This window comes from Kovacikia sp. CALU 1929, assembly GCF_056784235.1.
In genome coordinates, this window is sequence record NZ_JBXBCF010000058.1 from 48,772 (window position 1) to 68,746 (window position 19,975).

General features: G+C 48.3%; 25 protein-coding genes. 17 read left to right on the forward strand and 8 right to left on the reverse strand.

The window, feature by feature from the left end:
* Positions 1–20: 20 nt before the first annotated feature.
* Positions 21–797: an RNA polymerase sigma factor SigF gene (locus AC1S52_RS07395; protein ID WP_482028381.1), complete on the reverse strand. Its 777-nt coding sequence runs from the start codon at positions 795–797 to the stop codon at positions 21–23.
* A gap of 514 nt (positions 798–1,311) precedes the next feature.
* The gene (psbO, locus tag AC1S52_RS07400; RefSeq protein ID WP_482028382.1) at positions 1,312–2,217 is read right to left on the reverse strand and encodes a photosystem II manganese-stabilizing polypeptide; all 906 of its coding nucleotides are present in this window, start codon (positions 2,215–2,217) and stop codon (positions 1,312–1,314) included.
* A gap of 641 nt (positions 2,218–2,858) precedes the next feature.
* Here psbO and AC1S52_RS07405 point away from each other — a divergent pair.
* Complete coding sequence (locus tag AC1S52_RS07405) at positions 2,859–3,224, forward strand: hypothetical protein (RefSeq protein WP_482028383.1); 366 nt, start codon at positions 2,859–2,861, stop codon at positions 3,222–3,224.
* Positions 3,225–3,380: 156 nt separating this feature from the next.
* Here AC1S52_RS07405 and psbM read toward each other — a convergent pair whose 3' ends face one another.
* Entirely contained in the window at positions 3,381–3,497 is a 117-nt protein-coding gene (gene psbM / locus AC1S52_RS07410) for a photosystem II reaction center protein PsbM (RefSeq protein WP_223046530.1), read from the reverse strand.
* 119 nt (positions 3,498–3,616) lie between these two features.
* Positions 3,617–3,913, reverse strand: a complete 297-nt coding sequence (locus tag AC1S52_RS07415; protein WP_482028384.1) for a 2Fe-2S iron-sulfur cluster-binding protein — start codon at positions 3,911–3,913, stop codon at positions 3,617–3,619.
* A gap of 426 nt (positions 3,914–4,339) precedes the next feature.
* Here AC1S52_RS07415 and psbB point away from each other — a divergent pair, with 426 nt between their 5' ends.
* From psbB to AC1S52_RS07435, 4 genes are all read left to right on the forward strand, one after another.
* The gene (psbB, locus tag AC1S52_RS07420; RefSeq protein ID WP_482028385.1) at positions 4,340–5,872 is read left to right on the forward strand and encodes a photosystem II chlorophyll-binding protein CP47; all 1,533 of its coding nucleotides are present in this window, start codon (positions 4,340–4,342) and stop codon (positions 5,870–5,872) included.
* A 132-nt stretch (positions 5,873–6,004) separates the two neighbouring features.
* The gene (locus tag AC1S52_RS07425) at positions 6,005–6,100 is read left to right on the forward strand and encodes a photosystem II reaction center protein T (protein ID WP_482028386.1); all 96 of its coding nucleotides are present in this window, start codon (positions 6,005–6,007) and stop codon (positions 6,098–6,100) included.
* A gap of 183 nt (positions 6,101–6,283) precedes the next feature.
* Complete coding sequence (locus AC1S52_RS07430) at positions 6,284–6,910, forward strand: N-acetyltransferase family protein (RefSeq protein ID WP_482028387.1); 627 nt, start codon at positions 6,284–6,286, stop codon at positions 6,908–6,910.
* Positions 6,911–7,375: 465 nt separating this feature from the next.
* Positions 7,376–7,870 carry a hypothetical protein gene (locus tag AC1S52_RS07435; protein WP_482028388.1) on the forward strand — a complete coding sequence of 165 codons (495 nt, stop codon included), beginning with the start codon at positions 7,376–7,378 and terminating at the stop codon, positions 7,868–7,870.
* Positions 7,871–7,907: 37 nt separating this feature from the next.
* Here the strand turns inward: AC1S52_RS07435 and AC1S52_RS07440 are convergent, their stop codons facing one another.
* The 4 genes from AC1S52_RS07440 to ndhN all read right to left on the reverse strand — a co-directional run bounded on the left by AC1S52_RS07440 (position 7,908) and on the right by ndhN (position 13,337).
* A complete protein-coding gene (locus AC1S52_RS07440) occupies positions 7,908–9,059 on the reverse strand; it encodes a histidinol-phosphate transaminase (RefSeq protein WP_482028389.1) in 1,152 nt (383 codons plus the stop codon).
* Between the two features lie 154 nt (positions 9,060–9,213).
* Positions 9,214–11,046, reverse strand: coding sequence for a R3H domain-containing nucleic acid-binding protein (locus AC1S52_RS07445; protein ID WP_482028500.1), 1,833 nt, complete (start codon positions 11,044–11,046; stop codon positions 9,214–9,216).
* Between the two features lie 244 nt (positions 11,047–11,290).
* Positions 11,291–12,547, reverse strand: a complete 1,257-nt coding sequence (ldpA, locus tag AC1S52_RS07450) for a circadian clock protein LdpA (protein WP_482028390.1) — start codon at positions 12,545–12,547, stop codon at positions 11,291–11,293.
* Positions 12,548–12,860: 313 nt separating this feature from the next.
* Positions 12,861–13,337, reverse strand: coding sequence for an NAD(P)H-quinone oxidoreductase subunit N (ndhN, locus tag AC1S52_RS07455; protein WP_482028391.1), 477 nt, complete (start codon positions 13,335–13,337; stop codon positions 12,861–12,863).
* A 752-nt stretch (positions 13,338–14,089) separates the two neighbouring features.
* Here ndhN and rplC point away from each other — a divergent pair.
* The 12 genes from rplC to rplX all read left to right on the forward strand — a co-directional run bounded on the left by rplC (position 14,090) and on the right by rplX (position 19,890).
* The gene (gene rplC / locus AC1S52_RS07460; protein WP_482028392.1) at positions 14,090–14,728 is read left to right on the forward strand and encodes a 50S ribosomal protein L3; all 639 of its coding nucleotides are present in this window, start codon (positions 14,090–14,092) and stop codon (positions 14,726–14,728) included.
* Positions 14,729–14,808: 80 nt separating this feature from the next.
* Positions 14,809–15,441 carry a 50S ribosomal protein L4 gene (rplD, locus tag AC1S52_RS07465; RefSeq protein WP_482028393.1) on the forward strand — a complete coding sequence of 211 codons (633 nt, stop codon included), beginning with the start codon at positions 14,809–14,811 and terminating at the stop codon, positions 15,439–15,441.
* Entirely contained in the window at positions 15,434–15,736 is a 303-nt protein-coding gene (locus tag AC1S52_RS07470) for a 50S ribosomal protein L23 (RefSeq protein ID WP_482028394.1), read from the forward strand. The genes rplD and AC1S52_RS07470 overlap by 8 nt, the downstream gene beginning before the upstream one ends.
* 79 nt (positions 15,737–15,815) lie before the next feature.
* A complete protein-coding gene (rplB, locus tag AC1S52_RS07475; RefSeq protein WP_482028395.1) occupies positions 15,816–16,679 on the forward strand; it encodes a 50S ribosomal protein L2 in 864 nt (287 codons plus the stop codon).
* Positions 16,680–16,698: 19 nt separating this feature from the next.
* Positions 16,699–16,977, forward strand: a complete 279-nt coding sequence (gene rpsS, locus AC1S52_RS07480; protein ID WP_482028396.1) for a 30S ribosomal protein S19 — start codon at positions 16,699–16,701, stop codon at positions 16,975–16,977.
* A 47-nt stretch (positions 16,978–17,024) separates the two neighbouring features.
* Positions 17,025–17,387: a 50S ribosomal protein L22 gene (gene rplV, locus AC1S52_RS07485; protein WP_482028397.1), complete on the forward strand. Its 363-nt coding sequence runs from the start codon at positions 17,025–17,027 to the stop codon at positions 17,385–17,387.
* Between the two features lie 59 nt (positions 17,388–17,446).
* Entirely contained in the window at positions 17,447–18,178 is a 732-nt protein-coding gene (gene rpsC, locus AC1S52_RS07490) for a 30S ribosomal protein S3 (protein WP_482028398.1), read from the forward strand.
* A gap of 74 nt (positions 18,179–18,252) precedes the next feature.
* Positions 18,253–18,672, forward strand: a complete 420-nt coding sequence (rplP, locus tag AC1S52_RS07495) for a 50S ribosomal protein L16 (RefSeq protein ID WP_482028399.1) — start codon at positions 18,253–18,255, stop codon at positions 18,670–18,672.
* Between the two features lie 3 nt (positions 18,673–18,675).
* Positions 18,676–18,903, forward strand: a complete 228-nt coding sequence (rpmC, locus tag AC1S52_RS07500; RefSeq protein WP_482028400.1) for a 50S ribosomal protein L29 — start codon at positions 18,676–18,678, stop codon at positions 18,901–18,903.
* Between the two features lie 4 nt (positions 18,904–18,907).
* On the forward strand, positions 18,908–19,156 hold the full coding sequence (gene rpsQ / locus AC1S52_RS07505; protein ID WP_482028401.1) for a 30S ribosomal protein S17: 249 nt from the start codon (positions 18,908–18,910) through the stop codon (positions 19,154–19,156).
* 18 nt (positions 19,157–19,174) lie between these two features.
* Positions 19,175–19,543 carry a 50S ribosomal protein L14 gene (rplN, locus tag AC1S52_RS07510; RefSeq protein WP_482028402.1) on the forward strand — a complete coding sequence of 123 codons (369 nt, stop codon included), beginning with the start codon at positions 19,175–19,177 and terminating at the stop codon, positions 19,541–19,543.
* The gene (gene rplX / locus AC1S52_RS07515) at positions 19,543–19,890 is read left to right on the forward strand and encodes a 50S ribosomal protein L24 (RefSeq protein WP_482028403.1); all 348 of its coding nucleotides are present in this window, start codon (positions 19,543–19,545) and stop codon (positions 19,888–19,890) included. Before rplN ends, rplX begins: the two co-directional genes overlap by 1 nt.
* Positions 19,891–19,975 lie beyond the last annotated feature (85 nt).

The window sequence follows — 19,975 nt, forward strand, 5'->3', positions numbered from 1 at the left end:
CCGGATTTGCCCCGATTGGGCTAGTCTTCAGTTCCAGCCATCAGCTTTTGCAGCGATTCCAGCCCCTTCTTAACCCGCCGAGAAACCGTGACCGCACTAATACCGAGGCGATCAGCCGTTTCCTTCTGGGTCAGGTCATAGAGGAAAACAAATTCCAGAATCTCACGAGTCCGCTTTTCCAACTGAATCAGAGACTGTTGCAAACGAATCTGGTCTTCCTGTGCCAACTGAAAACTGCGGTACCGGTTGTCTGGCACCAATTCCCCCAGAGAGGAAGCTCCTGTTTCTTCATCTCTAACCGGAGCATCTAAGCTCAACAATGCTCGATTCTGGCAAGCCAGCTTGATTTCTTGCCACTCCGTTACGCTGATTTCCAGTGCCTTGGCAACCTCCAGATCAGTGGGATGACGGTTCAAGTCAACCTGGAGCTTACGAATTTCCCAAGCTGCCTGCCGCTGTAAGGCTTGCCAGCGTCGAGGAATGCGAACCGAAGGGCTTTTGTCGCGCAAGTAGTGCTGAATTTCCCCCCGAATGTAGGGAATGGCAAAGGAGCTAAAGGCATGCCCTTTTGACATATCAAACCGCTCAATTGCACGGATTAATCCAATCGATCCAACTTGTAACAAATCCTCGTAGCTTTCAGTACACTGATTAATCCAGTGGTGAGCTTCTTTTCTAACTAATCCAAAATTAAGTTCTACTAATCGATTGCGGAGCTGAGGTACAGGCGAATTTTGGTATTCTCGCAGAAGCTGTAAACTCTCGCTTTTCAGTTCATAATTAGCTGTCGTAGGCATGACGAATTTCAGTCGGTAGAGCAGTGACTAGGTGATTTAAATTTGAGTCTTATTGCAAAGCATCAACAGGGGGTACGTTCACAAAAACATAATAGAGAAAGGGCAACAACCCTTGGGAGACTGGAACCTTGTTAGAAACGTTAACAGGAACCCAACCAACTACAAAAAAAGAGATAGTGAAATGACATGTACCTTAATGCAAACACCCTGAAAAGCCCTTAACTAGTAGGTCGTTCCCTACCATTACAAATCAAACTTATTCCTAAACATAGAGGCTGAACAACTGCATTTCTACGGAATCTGAAGAGAACTTTAAGGGCGGTTAAACCCTAAGTTTTCACATTGTAGATGTTTTTTAGAAAAGCAGCGCTTTATATATGCATTACATAAATTTGTAGGAAAGTTACCCAGCCTCCCTGATTCTACTGAGATGAGCAATAAATCCAATAAAAAAAGGGGCTTAGTGCCCCTTCAGCAAAGTTTGTACTATCTGGCGATTGCCACAATCTAGAGCCTATTCCTCAAAAGACTCTTCGACTTCAACGGGTTCTGTCACCCTCGGAGATGATTTCGCTGCTTTTGCACTAGACTTCGACTTAGACTCTACTTGAGAATAGAAAATTCCGCGAATCTTCACATCTTTTGCTATATGAGACCCCATGTCGGTTTCAGAAGGCTGAAGACTTTCAAATGTTCCGGCAATCTCTCCGGTTGTGGGGTCAACTTTGGCAACTTGTAGTGAAATCTTGCCCTTGTCCAGTTGGAAGCGTTTGACGTTCTCCTTGGTAAGCTCTTCACTATCTGCATGAGAAGGAAGAGCAACTGCATTGTCATAACCTGCTGTCAAGCCACGCCCTTTAGGATCAAGGAAGTTAGAAGTTCGATAAGAAGGAACTTTAAACTCCCCTTCAAAATCGGTAGAACCATTAATGCTAGTCAGACCAGGCTGAGTGGTAGCAACCAGATTCTTAATCGTGAACAGGAAGGGCACCCGCTCACCACCGGGAAGTTGAACTGTTACAGCTTGGAAGTCAAGACCATCTTCTTCAACAAAAGTTAAACTCTTATCAGAGTTAACTTTAACAGCGCCTGAGACCCCTTCAATAGAAGACGTATAGCGAGTCATTAGTTTTCCTGGAACAAACTCTGACTTCTGCCGCTTATTTTCAGCATCTTCTTTGATAAAGAAGCTGGTTGGCTGTAAACAAAGATTCGTGATGGTGTAAGACTTGTTAGGATCGATCGGAATTGAGCCACGAGCCGTTTCATCCAGTTGAGGACAGGTATTGGCTAAACCAGTTCCTATCACCTGATCGTAAGTGGTAATTGACTCCCTGCTTAAAGCTGGACTCTCAGCGCAGGCAGTTAAAAAGCTGAAGCAAAATGCCAGAAGTGCAACGATAAGAGCACGGTACCTCATTGAACAACCTCGAATATCAACGCTAAGTAATTTTCTGCCAGTGCAATCCAGAGCCGGGCTTCAACAGTCTTTCGATATCAGTAGAGCGAAAGCCTACCCTTCAATAAAAGAAAATTATTGCGTTCGGAAGCTTTAAATGTACCTAAACACTGGTTGCGTTCAGGCAATACCCTACAGACGAAAGACCCGCTAAACCACGTCCCCCACCTGACTAATGTTCTCTTGTGATTCCCGGAATGATTTAACAAACGTTTCATAAAGCATTCTACACGGCAATGTTGCCATTCCCTTGTTTTGGGTAAGAAATTGACCTCTTTATGAATCGGGAAGAACCTTAACGGGGAACCTGCAAAGTATCAAAATGTTAAGTTAGCAGGAATGTCCTTTCTCAGAAAGTTAGCGTCTAATCTCGTTGTCATTCAGGCGAGAACCTGAGTATTTGTAACCCTATGCAAAGTTTCATGCTTAACTTTAGATTTCCAGGCAATGGATTGCTTCTGCAAACTCGACTAATTCCACTTCTGTATCGGTGAATTCTAAAGGCAGTAATGTAAAGACTAGAGGATTTTATGGTGAAGACGGCTGCCATAGCTAAAGTCTCCCGGTAAATTAAATTTTAGGTGTTGTCAAGGACTTCCTGAATGAGTGACCACGATCGCTTAAGTACACAACCTTTGGAATCCCAACGGCTGGAATCCCAACTGCAAGTGCTGGCTGAAACCGTTCAAGCTCTGGCAAAATCGCAGCGAGGAGATAGTCTGGCGCTGTTGGCGTTACTACGAACCTTAGAAAGACTCCATCAGGATATCCGAGATAGTCTGTTTCAGGAGTCTCTGCCTGATAACCGGCAGGCTCTCTACAGTTTACTTAGAGATATTGAGGCAACGGGAGGATGGCCCTACATCTACCGGATGAAACTACAAGCTTTACTAGCAAACTTACAGGCATCTGAAGCGATTGATGGAATGGTGGCATTGCCAAACAACTACCATTCTTCCTCACCGTAATGACTCGTAAGGCTCTCAAATAGTAAAGCGTCGGAAGCAATGCTTCCGACGCTCAGTACAGTATTTGAAAATCAAGCAGCTTTCCCTCAAGCTTATTCGACAAGCCTTAACCGCCAAAGCCAAAAACTAAACCCAGGCAGTTTGTTGGATAAGCTTTTAAGAATCCTTGTTTGCTTGACGACTTGCTGTCTGAATGTAAAGAATCAGCAGAAAAACGGACGGAACCAGAACGAATAAAATGCTTGCTATAAAGCCCAGATCATTGACTTGCATAAAACCTGCCTGTAGACAACCTCAGCGTCAACATACTTAGAATACCACTGTGGGTACACCTTTACAGTGATACCTACAACCTAACTTGAAGGCTTGGTTGGAAACCAGTCTGAAACAGGTCAGGGCTTTGTTTTAATGCTAACTGAGCCATGAACGAGAGTCTGACAAGCTAATCGGTAGTTCTCAGGTTTTTTCTTCAACTTACGGTTCTCAACCTCAGTCCGGGGAGATAGGTTGTCTATGCCCTCGGTCACTTCAACAATGCAAGTGCCACATTGACCGTAGCCGCCACAGTTCATCATTTTGCCTGTCAGCGTGTAAAGGTCGATTCTGTTTTCAAGTGCCTTGAGCCTTAGGTTTGCTCCATCGGCAACGACAAGTTCCTGATTTTCCTTCAAAAATTTGATGGTAGTCATTGTGGGGTTCCCAGTGGTCTTCTCCTGACTTTTAGCGGTCATCATTATCATTCCTGAGGTGGGTTTAGATCGGATATGTGAGACTGGCTGATTTGTCAAGAGCTAATTGTCAATTTATGTAAGCGGCGGTTCGCTGCTGCCCCAGAGCCATAGAATCTGGTCATTCTTTTACTAGACCGTTCTACAAGATGACAAATTGCTTGCATTAGCCTCTCACACTGTTTACACTTCTATATACACTTTCATTTTCATCAATCTATTGCCAAATGGCTACCCCACTCTGAACAAAGGTGGATTTTGTAGACCATATTGAGGAGTTGACGGTTGAAGGAGCCTCGGATCTGGTAGATTTACCAATGTCCGTCGCTTTAATAAAATGCTTAAGAAAGCGTTGAACTAGAGCTAGTCAAAGGAGGAGCGTAGTCGATGGGGCTACCCTGGTATCGAGTACATACCGTCCTGATCAATGATCCGGGGCGGTTGATCGCGACCCACCTGATGCACACTGCCTTAGTGGCAGGGTGGGCGGGTTCAATGGCGCTGTACGAACTGGCGATTTTTGACCCAAGTGACCCGGTTTTGAACCCGATGTGGCGTCAGGGCATGTTTGTGTTGCCCTTTATGGCACGTCTGGGTATCACAGGATCATGGGGAGGGTGGAGCGTCACTGGAGAGTCTGGAGCCAACCCGGGTTTTTGGTCTTTTGAGGGAGTGGCAGCCGCTCATATTATTCTTTCGGGGCTTTTGTTTTTGGCTGCCGTGTGGCACTGGGTCTACTGGGATCTGGAGCTTTTCCAGGATCCACGGACAGGAGAACCTGCCCTCGATCTGCCGAAGATGTTTGGAATTCATTTATTTCTTTCGGGTCTTCTGTGTTTTGGATTTGGTGCCTTCCATTTGACCGGCTTATACGGTCCTGGCATGTGGGTTTCAGACCCTTATGGCTTGACTGGCAGCATTCAGCCTGTTGCTCCTGAGTGGGGACCTTCTGGGTTTAACCCATTCAACCCAGGTGGAATTGTTGCTCACCATATTGCCGCTGGAATTGTAGGTATCATTGCTGGTTTATTCCATTTGAGTGTTCGTCCACCGGAACGGCTATATAAAGCTCTGCGGATGGGAAATATTGAAACAGTACTGTCCAGCAGTATTGCTGCGGTATTCTTTGCAGCTTTTGTCGTAGCCGGTACGATGTGGTACGGTAGCGCGGCAACTCCAATTGAACTGTTTGGACCCACCCGGTATCAGTGGGATAGCGGGTATTTCCAGCAAGAGATTGAGCGTCGTGTTCAAGCAGATGTTGCTGATGGAGCATCACTCTCAGCAGCTTATTCAGCCATTCCTGAGAAGCTGGCTTTCTATGACTATGTCGGAAACAGTCCTGCTAAGGGCGGTTTATTTCGCACTGGTCAGATGAATAAGGGTGATGGGATTGCCCAAGAGTGGCTAGGGCATCCAGTTTTCAAAGATAAAGAAGGTAGAGTTCTTTATGTTCGTCGCCTGCCGAACTTCTTTGAGAACTTTCCTGTTGTATTGACCGACAAAGATGGTGTTGTTCGGGCTGATATTCCATTCCGTAAGGCAGAGTCTAAGTACAGCTTCGAGCAGAATGGTGTCACCGCTAGCTTCTACGGAGGTGCTTTGGATGGTCAAACGTTCAAAGACCCCGGAGCTGTCAAGCGTTATGCTCGTGCTGCTCAATTGGGTGAGCCTTTTGAGTTTGATCGGGAAACCTTGAAGTCTGATGGTGTTTTCCGCACCAGTCCAAGAGGATGGTTTACCTTTGGTCATGCTGTATTTGCATTGCTTTTCTTCTTTGGTCATATCTGGCACGGTACGCGCACAATTTTCCGCGACGTGTTTGCCGGGATTGATCCAGAGCTTTCAGAGGAGCAGGTGGAGTGGGGCTTTTACCAGAAGGTGGGTGACAAATCCACTCGTCGCGCAGAGCCTATCTAGCACTAACTTTTGAATTCTGTAGGGAGGGGTTTACAACATTATCACTGGAAAACTCTGGTGTAGGTTTGTAAATCCCTTTCTCTGCTTTTGCCTGGTCAGTGGATGTTGAATGAATAAACAGGAATTTTTGATATGGAAAGCGTTGCGTACATCTTTATCCTTGCAGTAGCCATTGGTATTCTTTTCTTTGCGATCGCCTTTCGGGAACCTCCCCGGATTGGCAAGTAGATGGTTTAGCGGTTGATTGACATTGATCGTCAATCAACCAGGTGTAGTTTTGTTACTCCATGAATAGGCTTTGGTCAATGCTCTGGTCGTTTGTCGATGCAAGCGGCTATCCTTGATAAGTGCTTTTTTAAGCTCCATTGCCTTGGTTTCATGGAGTAACTGCTATTTGAGCGTTTGGAATCTGTGGGCACTTTTTCTTCTTCCTGGAATAGTTTACGTTCATCTGACGGGCTTGCTTTTGAGCCGTCTAATTTTGTGATCCGTCCTGCCCAACCCAGAGATCTTTCGGAACTGGTTGAGGTTCTTTCAGAGAGTTTTCACTCGCGGACAGGAATGATGCGCTGGTTTTTTCCCATTATGCGAATGGGAATGTATGAGGATTTGCGTTTAAGACTGCGATCGCCGGATCCAACAGACTACATTTGCCTGGTCGCGGTAGTCTCTCCATCAACTTCCCATGCCTCGATTGTAGGAACCGTTGAGGTTGCCCTTCGTTCAGTTTATCCTTTCCAAATTCGCAATGTTCCTTATCCGTACCTGTCTAACTTAGCGGTGCAACCAAATTATCGCAGGCAGGGAGTTGCTCAAAAGCTACTGAATGCCTGTGAGGAAATTGTGCTGAATCAGGGATTTCAGGATCTTTACCTGCATGTTTTAGAAGATAACTATCCAGCTAAGCAACTGTATCTCAAAGCTAATTATGGGTTGAAACAGTCAGATCCATTCTGGTGTAGCTGGTTATTGAGGCAACCCCGCCGGATTTTGCTGCACAAGCAGCTTGGGTCAGGTCTTACTCACGCATTGGTCTAGAGATTGCAAGGCTTTTGTGCATAGGTTCCCTAGTCCCGGTAGGAATATGAGCGATCGCAAAGGCGAAATATTTGATGCTGGTTCGTACAATCTGGGCAATATAAGGTAATCTTTATCTGTCCTTTAAGCCAACCTACAAATTTGACCGGGAGCTTCAAGGTTTCCTCACTTTTTGAACCAAGTTGAGATTGATGCATGCCTTAAAATAAGGGATGGGAAATTAATGGTTGTTTGGTTTATATCAGCCTGATTAAAGTAAAAGCTTTGTTTTACGTGTGACCTGTACATTTTCACGCTGCTGGTTCATGTTGGAGTTCGCAAGGATTAGTCCTGGTGCAGACTAGAAAGAACGGGTTAACTTGGGATAGAGGGTCGAATTGTGTGGAGTCATGATGGCGTTGCCAAAACTTGTAAGTTTTACCTCTACCGTGCTCTCTTTGCTAGTACTTCCAGGTCTTCAGCCATATGAGAGATGAAAGCCTGAATGTCCGTCAAGAGCTGATTGAACATCCAAATGACTCCGACATTTTGACCCAGTTGAATAGTGGTCAGTTGCTTGTGGTAAATAGTCGCAGGCGGAATGGGCTGATTATCTATAAGCGGTTTCATGCCGAATTTGCCGGTCCAGGGGCAGCGGTTGGCAGTTTTTTTGATATTGATTGTTCACGGGTGATTCCCGTCGGCGATCTTTCCCTCGTTTTTCCTGATTCTCAGGAAGAGCGCCAGAAAGGTTACCTGATCCGACGACAGTGGATTCGGTTAACTCAGCAATTAACCGATAATCCCATTCCCCTACAACGGGCACAGATGATTTTGAATCAGTTTGAGAATTATTTTGGTCCTGAAACGGTGGCTGAGTTGCCAGATGAGGCGTTTGCATTATTGGTTGGAGTGCTTCCCCAAACTGTCAGAATCATGCGCCGCAACCCTGAAAACCTTGACATCAGGGTGAAAATGTAGCTTATCCGGAGTAGCGTAATCGGTGAATTCAGGAGGATTAAGAGCCGATAGCAGTCAAGGCTTTCAGAAGTCGGGTTAACATTCTTGTGTTCTCATTGAGACTACCGATGGTAATCCTCAATCCGCCATTAATATGGCGAACCAGGGTTCCCTGAGATTTGAGTTGCTGGTGAATTTCTTTGAGTAGACTGTCGATGTTGGGGATTTCTGGCTTTCCGCGCAGGTAAACAAAGTTGGCGTAGCTCGTCCAGACCGTGAGGGCAGGATGGTTTACCAGAGCTTGAGTGACCTGTTCTCGCTGCTCCAAAATTACGGGGATAGCTTGCAAGAGATCCTGGCGGTGAGCCAGCGCAGTAAGGGCGGCGAGTTGAGAAAAGGCAGGCAGGTTGTAGGGGAGACGGACTTTTTCTAGAACCGCAATAAGATCTAGATGGGCGATCGCATAGCCAACCCGATGGGTTGCAAGACGAAAAGCTTTGGAGAAGGTTCGCAGAATGATCCAGTTAGGTCGCTGGAGCAATTCTGTCGCAAGGGTCCTTTGGCTAAATTCAAAATAAGCCTCATCAATCACGACCAGAATTTGCTCTGGTAAGGTTTTCAACCAGGCAATTTCTGCTTCTGTCAGCGCGTTGCCTGTAGGGGAGTTAGGGTGAACGACAAAAACTACACGAACGGCTGGATTTTGCGGTTGAGAAAGGGCGGTTTGGGCGGTTTGCAAGTCAATTTCAAAATTGGCGGGCGATCGCCCTACCGCCACCACCGGAATTCCCAGTGTCCTCGCCAGAATGGCATACATCGAGAAGGTGGGTTCCGCGACTAGAATAGAACCTTCTCCCTGAAGACAGGTTGCAATTAGGACTGAGCGGATTATTTCATCTGAACCATTTCCAACGGAAATGTGGGTTAGATTGAATGGATGATGAGATGAAAGACCGGCAGATTCATTCACATAGTCCGCGATCGCCCGTTTTAGTGCCAGATATCCCCCATCCGGATAGCGATTCGCTTTAATCCTGTGCTGGTAAGTCCATGCCAGCTTTTGCTTCAGATCCTCCGGCAGGTCGAAAGGGCTTTCATTGGTATCCAGATGATCAAGCTGAACTGACTTTTGATCAGGACTCAAGGTTTCTTCTGTATGGGGAGTATACGCTTTTAGTTGAGCCAAGTCCGACCGAATGAATGGAAGCATGGGGCAAGGGGAGAGTGTGAAGGATGAAGGCTAAAGGGGGATAAGTGGATGGGTGGATGAGTCAGGAGTGGTTGTGTTGTTAGGAAAAGAAAGCAATGACTGGTCAGTCGTGAGTAATCATTCTCAACTCAAAACTCCTCACTCCTCATCCCTTTCACGCTGGGTAAATCCTTAATCGTCGGTTGGGTTCTTCTCCAAAGCTACGGGATTTGAGGTGATAGTGCTCGACCAGTTCATGCTGCATCCGGCGGACATCAGCGGAACGGGGTAGTAATTCGACGGGTTGCCCTTTGGGGATGACAATCTGTTCAACGGCAAGGCGAGCTTCTTCTAGAGCCTCAATTTCATCATCATTGCCATTTCGCATAAACAGGCTAAGATTGCTGGCATCGGGAATGGCGGGGTCATCCATATTCAGCATTCGCCGGAGTCCGTGGGCAATTTGAGGGATAGTACTGGCTTTGATGGTATGAATGGGTACCTGGCGGGCTTTGGCGATGTGGCGCAGTTTGGAGTGGTTTTTGACGTGCGATCGCAATGCCAGCACCGAATCTGCATTATCGATATCTTTGGTCAAAATCACGGGCAGACTCAGGGTACGAATGACCTGGTCTAACTGGTGACGGCTGACTCCATAGGGGTAGACGTAGAGAAGCTCTTCCCCTTCTGGACTATGTTCCCGTCTGGATTCCCCAAACTCATCCTGGCGAATGCCCTCAGTCTGAGCCGTTGGGACTTCGCTAATGGTGCCATAGGTACTTTGTAAGGATTCATTCAGCAGGCGCTCAAACTGTTGGTGTTCAGAAGGTGACTCTGTTTGAACTTGGGAAGGAAGGGGACGCATCTGTCCAGAAGAACGCCAGCCGCGCCCTTTGCTGCGTCCCTGCCCTGGAGTTGAGCGATCGTCCAACAACTGGTCTAAACTACCGAACTGGCTAAATGGACTACGGGCAGGGCGACCCTGGGTAGAGGCTTCTGGCGCTTCACTGGATAACTCATGGGTAATAATGACTTTGCCAGTTTCACTGACAGTTCGGACCTGCGGGTTGGGCAAACGACCTCGCAATAAACTGTCAATCGTTTCTGCTACATGCTCATGTACGACCCAGCGTTGACGCTCCAGCATCTCCACGGCGATATCAAACGTGGGTGGAGCTTTACGCTCCAATACACTTTTCTGACTGCCACGCCGCCTGGCTTCTTCATCGCCCAGGGTAACGGACTGAATGCCACCAATCAGATCAGAAAGAGTGGGGTTTTTGATCAGATTCTCCAGGCGGTTGCCGTGGGCAGTCCCAACCAGTTGCACCCCTCGTTCGGCGATCGTGCGAGCAGCAAGTGCCTCCAACTCTGTGCCAATCTCATCAATCACGATTACTTCTGGCATATGGTTTTCCACTGCCTCAATCATGACCTGGTGCTGAAACTCTGGACGGGAAACCTGCATCCGACGGGCACGCCCGATCGCGGGATGCGGCACATCTCCATCGCCCGCAATTTCATTGGAGGTGTCAATAATGACGACCCGTTTTTCCAGTTCATCGGCTAAAACCCGCGCAATTTCTCGCAGGGCTGTCGTCTTACCCACACCTGGACGACCCAACATCAAGATGGATTTACCACTTTCTACTAGGTCACGAATCATTCCAATCGTGCCAAAAATGGCACGCCCAACCCGGCAGGTTAGCCCAATAATGTCACCCCGACGATTGCGAATGGCGCTGATCCGGTGCAGGGTGCGTTCAATTCCAGCCCGGTTATCGCCACCAAAATCACCCACTCTGGCAATGCAATCATTCAAGTCATTCTGGGAAACTGGAACTTCTGAAAGGTATTCTGCCTTACCGGGGAACCGAGCTTCTGGGCGGCGACCGAGATCCATCACGACTTCAATCAAAACACTCTTGCTCGGATGCTGAACAAGACGGCTGTGAATGGGTTCCGGTAAAATTTCCAGCAACTTATCTAAGTCATCCGTAATTTGCATGCTGGTATAAAAAGTGTTGTTATGGTGAGTAGAAATAGTCTCTGAGGAATCCGATGAAGCATCCTGGCGCTGGGAGGCTGAATCTGATAGTTGTGCTTGAATCTCAGATTCAGTCTGTTTACCAAACGGATGAGAAATGTCTGATTTAGCCATTTTTCCGATCACTGAGTGGTTAAAGCGGAGTTAAAACGGACTAGACGTAGATGTTATTTGGCAACAAATAATGGCTCATTTTCAAGGATGCTCATTTTAAGGACTCCAAGGAAATTGGCTGGCTAATAGCGTGTTGGTGAATATCATGCTGGTGAATAAAGGCTGACTTCAGTGGAGAGACGAGGGAATCCGCAAGCTCAACTGCTTGCCAGAGAAGCTCAGGAACTTCTTCCAAACGGAGAGGCTGAGAATTTAAGTAAGTGGCGGAAGGCAATGGATATGCAAAACCATCCCCTCTTCGCTGAGGCGGTTGCATACGGTTTAACGGAAGTGTTAAGTGGGATGAAAGTGGTTCTACTTCTATCGCTTCCAGTTGGTTCAAGATGGGTATTAGCAGCGTTCGAGCATAACTACCATAGGCAATTCCTGCAATTGAGGAGAGAGAAACTGCTGTCGATGAAACCACAGGAAGTTCTTTCTGTTCATTCAGTAGTCCAAGGGAACGCAGTTTGGGAACCGTATGCTGATTGGTGCCCCCTGCAAGCTGAACGTATCCTGGTAATCCTGCGGCAAGTACCTTTTGCCCAAGCTTGACGGTGGCTCTGGTGGTACCAATCCCAATGTCTCCACTCATGGGACGTCCATCGGTTTGCCAGATCAGCGCACAGGGCAAAGGTGCCATTAATTCGTAGAGTGCCCGCAGGTATTCAACCAAGCCGTCACCATCGGGACAGCTAATAGCAACAAGCTTTAGGCTACCGATCCAGGGATTGATCGCCCCCCACAGTCGCCGAAAATCCTCTAACCGTCCCACCTGGGTATGAATTTCAATTGCATCAACTCCGGTTTCTAAGACCAGGGGAGCTATCTCAGAGGGAGTTGATACATAGGAGCGAGTCCTGATTTGTTGAATTGGGCAAACGGGTAAACAACGACCACAACCATAGCAGCGATCGCTGATTACTCCCAAGCTATCAATTGCCTGAGCTGGACAAATCCTCTCGCAGGGTCGTAAGCAATCAGCAGGGCAACTTTCTGGGCTAAACTCTGCCTTGCGAAAGTGGGGATCGTCTCCATCATTAAAGCTCACCATCAACCAGGGCATCCCCTGGTAGCCAAATCCCCGTTGACGAGCTTCATCTGCCATTGCAGGAGCGATAGCTAGGGCCGTTTTGGCACTCGATATTACGGCTGGATCAGCGGCGACATCAATACAATCAGCCCCAGCCAGAGCATATGCTAAAACAAGATTCCGAATGGCAGGGAGGTGTTGGAAGCTGGCTCCGCAAATAAGTTTGAACCAGTGTCCCTCCCTTAGGGAACGCAAAGGATAGTACAGTTCAATCACCCTTTCATGCTAATGCCCTTAATCAAAAATGACGAGGCATTCAGCGAAATGTTTTCGAGTTCCATCGAATCCATTTCCAGTTTCACACTAGAAAAGGACTATTGATCCCGCCATTGTTGAGCAATCGCCTGAACAACAGTGGAAACAGCTATGAACCAGAAGTGGGCTGTGACTTAAGCTTGGAAAGCTTCGTAAAGAAGAAATGTAGAAGCTAGAAGTCAAGAAGAAACTGAATCCTGGCTTCTGACCCCTGAATTCTTCCCACGACAGAAGCTCTCGCTATAGGCTGATAGCTTCAGAGGATTCTCAAGCTTTAAGCAGAAACGGCTTGTTTAAGCGGAGTCCAACGGAAGACGCGATCGCCTCCCAATTCCACTACCACTTTCACCCGTGGCTCCACAGTGGGCAAACTCACCAGATACTCAAGCTCCTGGCTTGATAAAACCTGTCCTTCAATAATCCACAGCAGCAGCCCTTTAGCCCTGGAAGGCAGATGTTCCACGCCATAAGTCACGATCGGCGGTATGAAATATCGGTACCCTACCGCAGCCCCAGAGGTAGTGCCACTTTTCTTGCCTAAATGAGGTGGACGTACCCCATGAACTCCCGTCAGGTACATCGCCAGGTCACCCAGCCCCCGCGCCGTAATTGTTTGAGATACATAACCTGCTGCCCGAATTCGCCGCTGATAACGTCCCTCAAACCCACCTTCCAGTGGCGCATATATCCCCAGGGATCCATAGGTTTCCAGATCACGAATCAATTGGCCACCAGTCGCGATGAGTGCCATAGTGTCCCTTTTTATAGTGAACTGCTTACACTAAACTTCATCAGAAAATGGTGAATAAGAGATATGCCTTTTCGCTTGAGGCATTTTCTCTCGTGAGATTGCCCTCCCACGACACCCTTGTATGAAGTTTAATCCCAAATGATTGGATCTGGAAGGCTATCTATTCACGTATTTCCAACTTCCTGACTAAATTTTGTTTCAAGAAAAATCCCATTCTGTCCAGTCATAGCTCCTACTCTTTAGTTTAGTTAGGTTTAAGGATGGTCGAAACTGCTAGTTAAAATCCTCAACCGTTCAAACCTTCCCAGGGTGTCTTAACCCGACCCAGGCTGATTCAACGAGTGCAATTTGACGAGTGCAATTCGAAGTCAAACGAACAAAATTTTTGAAAAGCTAGACAAAGTTGAGTAATCTACTCTATATTAGATAACTGCCGCCTAAATTTTGGTTGCAGAGCGCTTCGGTACGAGACTGGACATTATCTGGTTTCATTAAGAATTTGCTCCTGTGAAAGGGATACTGGGTAGTTTGCTGCTCAAGTCCTGACAGGATGTAGGTCTGTACAACGCTCAGATTCGCGGCTCGGCTTCTGAATAGCTGATTATTTTCAGGGAAGCTTTTTGGCAGATTGGCTGTTTTTCAGTTCATCTGTCGGATTTTACTGGTCTGAGAATGTATTGCAGAGCAAGGAATTAGCCGTCTTAGGTTATTGCCTTGTTCAGTTCTAGTGTGTAGAAAAGGGAGTCCACATCGTGTCTGTCGGAATTCTCGGCACCAAGCTTGGCATGACCCAAGTGTTTGACGAGACAGGAAAAGCCATTCCTGTAACAGTCATTCAAGCGGGACCATGCGCAGTTACTCAAGTCAAGACGGCGCAGACCGATGGTTACTCTGCCGTTCAGGTTGGCTATGGCGAAGTATCCCAGAAAGCTTTGAACAAGCCAGAGTTGGGGCATCTAGCGAAGTCGGGATCTGCTCCCCTCCGCCATCTATGTGAGTATCGGCTGGAAGATGCTAGCCAGTATGAAACAGGTCAGCAGATCGTAGTAGATGCGTTCTCTCCAGGTCAAACGGTTGATGTGATTGGCACCAGCATTGGTCGCGGTTTTGCTGGCTACCAAAAACGCCATAACTTTAAGCGCGGGCCTATGGCGCATGGCTCTAAAAACCATCGTTTACCTGGTTCCACTGGGGCAGGAACCACTCCTGGACGTGTCTATCCAGGTAAGAAAATGGCAGGGCGGTTGGGTGGAACTCAAACCACGATTCGCAAGCTAACTGTGTTTCGAGTGGATACCGAGCGCAACCTACTGCTGATTAAGGGCGCTGTTCCTGGTAAGCCGGGTGCCTTGGTGAACGTGGTGCCTGCTAAGAAAGTAGGCAATAAGTAAAGGTGTTCTGCCGAGTCTTGGTTAGGAGTGCCTGATAGAAAGAGCCTTGGAGCATCTGAGAGACAGGAATAAATAAATCTATGATTGATTGTGTTGTTAAGGATTGGCAGGGGAACGAGGCAGGGACGGCTTCACTCGATTTAAAAGTCGCCAGTGATGCCAATGCTGCTCACATCGTTCACCGTGCCCTCGTGCGCCAAATGGCTAATGCACGTCAGGGAACCGTCTCCACCAAAACCCGAGCTGAAGTAAGGGGTGGTGGACGTAAGCCTTGGCGACAGAAAGGTACAGGACGTGCCCGTGCGGGTTCCAATCGTTCCCCTCTGTGGCGGGGTGGTGGTGTCATCTTTGGTCCCAAGCCCAGAGACTACAGTTTGAAGATGAACCGTAAAGAACGGCGTTTGGCACTCCGGACGGCTTTAGAAAGTCGGGCAGATGACTTGATTGTGGTTCAAGACTTTGCTGACAAGCTTCCTCGTCCAAAGACGAAAGAAATGGTGGCAGCACTGACTGGTTGGGGAATTGCTCCTGGATCTAAGGTGTTGCTTATTCTTGGTGAGCGGGACGAGACGGTTTATTTATCTGCCCGAAATATTGAAAATCTACGCTTGATTTCTGCCGCTAACTTGAACATTTTCGATTTGCTGGCAGCGGATCAAATTGTAGCAACTACATCTGCGATCGCGAAAATCCAGGAGGTCTACGGTGACTGAATTTGATCCCCGCTCCCTTGCCGACCTGATCCGGCGGCCGATGGTGACGGAGAAGGCGACTATCCTGCTGGAGAATAACCAATACACCTTCGAGGTGGCTCCCAAGGCAACGAAACCGGAGATTAAAGCGGCTGTCGAGTCTATGTTTGATGTCAAAGTGACAGCGGTCAAAACCCAAAATCCTCCCCGCAAAAGTCGTCGAGTCGGTAAATTTATGGGGCATCGTCCTCTCTATAAACGGGCGATCGTTACCCTGGCAGCAGGCGATTCTATTACCCTGTTCCCTGAAGTGTAAGAGCGTTTTGGGCTTTTTAAAAGTCTTCCACCAAGCCTAAAGCTTTCCAAGTTTACAAAGTCCTCTAGAGCTAACTGTTATGGGCATCCGTTTTTACCGACCCAATACTCCTGGAACTCGCACTCTGGCAGTCTCAGATTTTTCTGAGGTCACTCGCAGTAAGCCAGAGAAATCTCTCACAAAGTCACGCCACCGTCCAAAGGGGCGTAATAACCGGGGTGTGATTACCTGTCGTCATCGTGGCGGTGGACATAAGCGCCTTTACCGGATGATTGATTTCCGGCGTGATAAGCATAACGTTCCAGCTAAAGTGGCTTCGGTCGAGTATGACCCCAATCGTAACGCTCGGATTTCCCTGCTTTACTACGAAGATGGCGAGAAGCGTTATATTCTCCATCCCGCCGGTTTAGCTGTGGGTACTATCATCCGTTCTGGTCCCGATTCACCGATTGAAGTCGGTAATGCGTTGCCTCTAGGGAACATTCCCCTCGGTACGGTGGTACATAACGTTGAGTTGGTTCCGGGTAAGGGTGGACAAGTTGTTCGGGCGGCTGGTGCTAGCGCTCAGGTGGCAGCTAAAGAAGGTAATTTTGTTACCCTCAAGTTGCCTTCTGGAGAAGTCCGTATGATTCGCCGGGAGTGCTACGCTACCATCGGTCAGGTGGGTAATGCAGATGTGCGAAACACTACTTACGGGAAGGCGGGGCGTAAGCGCTGGAAAGGTCGGAGACCAGAAGTTCGGGGGAGCGTGATGAACCCAGTGGATCACCCCCACGGTGGTGGTGAAGGCAGGGCACCCATCGGTCGTCCTGGGCCTGTTACTCCCTGGGGTAAGCCGACATTGGGTTACAAGACTCGTAAGAAGAAAAAGCTGAGTAATGCACTGATTGTTCGTCGTCGCCGCAAATCCTCGAAGCGAGGTAAGGGCGGACGGGAGTCATAACTGATAGGAGATCAAAGCTATGGGGCGCTCACTCAAGAAAGGTCCATTTGTTGCCGACCACTTACTCAAGAAAATTGAGGCACTCAACGTTAAAGGGGACAAGCAAGTGATCAAAACCTGGTCTCGGGCTTCTACGATTCTGCCCCAGATGATTGGTCACACAATTGCGGTTCACAATGGTCGTCAGCATGTTCCGGTTTATGTGTCTGAGCAGATGGTAGGGCATAAGTTGGGAGAGTTCGCTCCCACCCGGACATTCAAAGGTCATGCGGGATCGGATAAAAAAGCACGTCGATAGGAGCACATGGCTAGTAGCTGGTTGCTAGTAGCTCAAGGAGTAAAGAGATGGCTGTTGATACCACCACTGAAGTTAAGGCGAGTGCCCGCTATATTCGTATGTCACCTCATAAGGTGCGTCGCGTTCTCGATCAAATTCGGGGTCGTTCCTATCGGGAAGCGCTGATTATTTTAGAATTTATGCCTTACCGTGCCTGTGAGCCTGTGCTAAAGGTTCTCCGTTCTGCGGCTGCCAATGCTGAACATAACCAAGGATTTGATCGAGCAGATCTGCTAATTTCCCAGGCTCATGCTGATCAGGGACCCACGTTGAAACGGTATAGGCCCCGTGCTCAGGGGCGGGCTTATCAAATTCGGAAGCCGACCTGCCATATTACGATCGCAGTCGCTCCGGGTGCGGAAGAGGATTAACCCGTTGATTATCATGCAAACCACCGATACACCAAACTACTGCTAAAGGGGACGCACTCGTGGGACAGAAGATTCATCCAACTGGGTTTCGCCTCGGTATCACTCAAGAGCACCGCTCACGTTGGTTCAGTGATACCAAACGCTATCCAGAACTCCTGCAAGAGGACTATAAAATTCGTCGGCTTCTGGAGAAAAAACTCAGCAGTGCTGGTATCTCCGAGGTGAGAATTGAGCGCAAGGCTGACCAAATTGACCTAGAAGTAAGAACCGCCCGTCCCGGAGTGGTAGTCGGTCGGGGTGGACAGGGAATTGAGTCTCTGCGGGCAGACCTCCAAAAAGAATTGGGCGGTGGCGATCGCCAGATTCGGATCAATGTGGTTGAAGTTGCCCGTCCCGATGCGGATGCCGCTTTGATTGCGGAATATATTGCTCAGCAGCTAGAACGACGGGTTTCTTTCCGTCGCGTTGTGCGTCAGGCAATTCAGCGTGCCCAACGGGCTGGGGTTGAAGGGATTAAAGTTCAGGTTAGCGGTCGCCTGAATGGGGCTGAAATTGCTCGCCCTGAGTGGACACGCGAGGGTCGAGTCCCTCTTCACACACTCAGAGCAGACATTGATTACGCTTATACGATTGCCAAAACCATCTACGGTACCCTTGGCATCAAGGTTTGGATCTTTAAGGGCGAAATTATTCCAGGGCAGGAAGAAACTCCTCCTCCAGCCAATAATCAGCCTCGTCGCCGCCAACAGCGCCGCCGTCAGCAATTTGAAGACCGCTCAAATGAAGGATAAAGGCTGAGGGCTAAAGGAAAGCACTGATTCCTCATCCCTGACCCTTGACCCCTGATCCCTTTAGGTAAACAGTCATGTTAAGTCCAAGAAGAACAAAATTTCGTAAGCAGCAGCGTGGGCGGATGAGGGGTTTGGCGACCCGTGGCAGCACCCTCAATTTCGGTGATTTTGGGTTGCAGGCAATGGAGCCTTCCTGGATCACTTCCCGTCAGATTGAAGCTGGCCGTCGTGCCATGACTCGATACATCCGTCGGGGTGGGAAAATCTGGATTCGCATCTTCCCAGACAAACCCGTCACTCAGCGTGCCGCTGAAACCCGGATGGGTTCTGGTAAGGGTGCGCCCGAGTTCTGGGTAGCGGTTGTAAAACCCGGTCGAATTTTGTTTGAAATTGCCGGAGTGCCCGAAGCGACTGCTAAAGAAGCAATGCGGCTAGCATCTTTTAAGTTGCCTATTAAAACTAAATTTATCACTCGTGAGTCGGAGGAGTCCTAAACTATGCCTCTTCCTAAGATTGAAGATGCTCGAAATTTGAGTGACGAAGAACTGCAAGAGCAAATTGTTGCGGTTAAGCGCGAATTGTTTCAACTGCGGTTTCAGAAGGGCACTCGCCAACTGGAAAAATCCCACCAGTTTAAACATAACCGTCATCGCCTAGCGCAGTTAATGACGGTTGAGCGGGAGCGGGAATTAGCATCCACTGTTTCGGTTGCGGAGACGGAGTAAGTATATGGCGGTCAAAGAGAGAGTTGGCTTAGTAGTCAGCGACAAAATGGATAAAACAGTGGTGGTGGCAGTAGAGAACCGGGCTGCCCATCCCAAGTACGGCAAAATTGTGGCGCGCACCAAGCGCTACAAGGCACATGATGAAGGAAACAAGTGCCATGTCGGCGATCGCGTCCGCATTCAGGAGACTCGTCCTCTGAGCCGCACCAAGCGCTGGACGGTTACTGAAGTCATCAATACCACCGCATCTTAGGCTTAGTGGGAGAAAATCATGATTCAACAAGAGAGTTATTTGAATGTCGCTGACAACAGCGGTGCCCGCAAGCTGATGTGTATTCGCGTTTTGGGCGGTGGCAATCGTCGCTATGCCGGGGTGGGAGACATCATTGTCGCGGTTGTGAAGGATGCCATTCCCAATATGGCGGTGAAAAAGTCCGATGTAGTTAAGGCAGTTGTTGTTCGGACCCGCAAGAATTTGCGCCGCGAAAGTGGGATGAGTATTCGGTTTGATGATAATGCAGCCGTCATCATTAATAATGATGGCAATCCCAGAGGCACCCGCGTTTTTGGTCCGGTTGCACGTGAATTGCGTGAAAAAAACTTTACCAAGATCGTTTCTCTGGCACCGGAGGTATTGTGATGGCTAAGAGTAAAGCGGCTCCAAGCCGATTCAAGATGCATGTGAAAAAGGGCGATACCGTTCAGGTAATTGCTGGTCGGGATAAGGGCAAAGTTGGTGAGATCCTCCGAGCAATCCCCAGTGAAGGTGCGGTGATTGTGAAAGGCGTGAATATGCGCACTAAGCATATCAAGCCTCAGCAGGAGGGCGAAACGGGTCAAATTGTGACGAGTGAAGCTCCTATTCACAGTTCTAACGTGATGCTCTATTCCGAAAAGCAAAAGGTTGCCAGTCGCGTCTGTTATACCTTCACCGAAGACGGACGGAAAGTCCGCATGCTGAAAAAGACAGGAGAAATCATTGACTAGGTTTGTGAGAAACCAGTTGTTAGCCCGTTATTTATAACTACTGACAACTAATCACTAACAACTAATTCCCTGACCAAGCCCAGGG